At 53.6% G+C, this 1373-nt stretch carries 1 protein-coding gene and 1 pseudogene; one reads left to right on the top strand and one right to left on the bottom strand.

Going from position 1 to position 1373, the window contains the following annotated elements; genetic code table 11:
- Positions 1-290 (bottom strand): hypothetical protein (locus tag FD38_RS13155; RefSeq protein ID WP_057734023.1); only part of this gene is annotated, 290 nt, incomplete at its 3' end.
- On the opposite strand from FD38_RS13155, the pseudogene FD38_RS13160 reads away from it, so the two are divergent.
- A pseudogene (locus FD38_RS13160) lies at positions 289-1373 on the top strand (hypothetical protein); the annotation flags it as partial. The gene FD38_RS13155 and the pseudogene FD38_RS13160 overlap by 2 nt on opposite strands.

The following is a 1373-nucleotide window of genomic DNA, read 5'->3' on the forward strand; positions in this document are numbered from 1 at the left end:
GCGTCCACATCACAATTATCACAATCATTAAACAGTATCAGTGAATTGTCTAAGTCCACCTCTGAGATGGCCTCTGAAATTTCTGGTTCCGAAGCTAGTGTCAGCGACCAAGCCAACTCCGGTAGCGTTTCGACGTCGATCACATCCCAGTCGGAAGCTAGCATGAGTGCGGCTTCGGCCAGCGCCTCGGCTTCGACGAAATCGTTGAGCCAGTTGTCAGCCAGTGAATCGGCGGACGCTTCGACAAGTGTCGTCAGCCAGAGTGCTTCTGAATCGGCGGACACTTCCATGAGCGTCGCGAGTCAATCAGCTTCTGCTTCAGCTAAGGCTTCCGCCGTCGTTTCGGCCAGCCAGTCCGCAAGCACGTCGACGTTCAATCGTCAAAGTGAATCGGCTGATAAGTCGTTGAGCGAAGTTTCGACTGCCATTTCCGAGAGCGACATGAGCTTAAGTCAACGTTCCGTTGATGACGCCAGTGTTCAGGCTTCGTTGTCTGAATCTGAAGCCAGCTTAAGTGCTCGGAACAGTGCCGACGAAAGCGTCTTGTCGGTGGCTTCGCAATCCTTGGGTAGCTTATCCAACCTGAGCGTAAGCAACACCAGCATGTCTGAAGCGAGTCAATCCGCTGAAGTTTCCAAGTCGCTACAAAGCTTGAGCAACGAAGGCTCCGAACCGGATGCCAGCACGGTTGCATCGTTGACCAGCTTAAGTCAACAGTCGTTATCCGAATCGGAAGCACTGTCGACTTGGTCCGAACAGAGTAACAGCATCTCCGTTGTCAACTCTGAAGCTAGTGCAACTTCTGCTTCTGAAGTCTCGCAACTGGATGCTTCACAGAGTGCCGTGGCTTCGCAATCCGAAGTCTCGGCCAGTGAAGCGGCCAGTCAATCGGCTAGCGTTTCGGCCGACCGGAGTCAAGCTTCGGCCTCCGATGCTAGTCTGCAATCCGTTCAAACTAGTGCTGAAACCAGCTTGAGTAACGCTCAAACCAGTGCTTCGGCTGATGCTTCAACGGCAGCTTCCGTTAGTGCCAGTGCCACCTCGAACTCGGATGCTAGTGAAATGTCTGCAATTACCAGTGCCCAAGCCAGCCTGAGCGAGACGTCGCAAGCCATCGCCAGCGACTCGGCATTAGTTTCGCAAAGTGCCGCGAGCCTGAGCGAGGCCTCCACGTCACAATTATCACAATCATTAAACAGTATCAGTGACCAGTCCGATTCTACGGCAACCTTAGTTTCTGAAGCCTCTGGTTCGGAAGCGAGCGTGAGTGATCGTGCCGATTCTGGTAGCGTCTCAACGTCGATCACCTCTGAATCTGAAGCCAGCATGAGTGCGGCTTCGGCCAGCGCCTCGGATTCGATGAAGTCGTTGAG

Source organism: Levilactobacillus zymae DSM 19395, assembly GCF_001434115.1.
In the GTDB taxonomy this organism is placed as follows: Bacteria; Bacillota; Bacilli; order Lactobacillales; family Lactobacillaceae; genus Levilactobacillus; species Levilactobacillus zymae.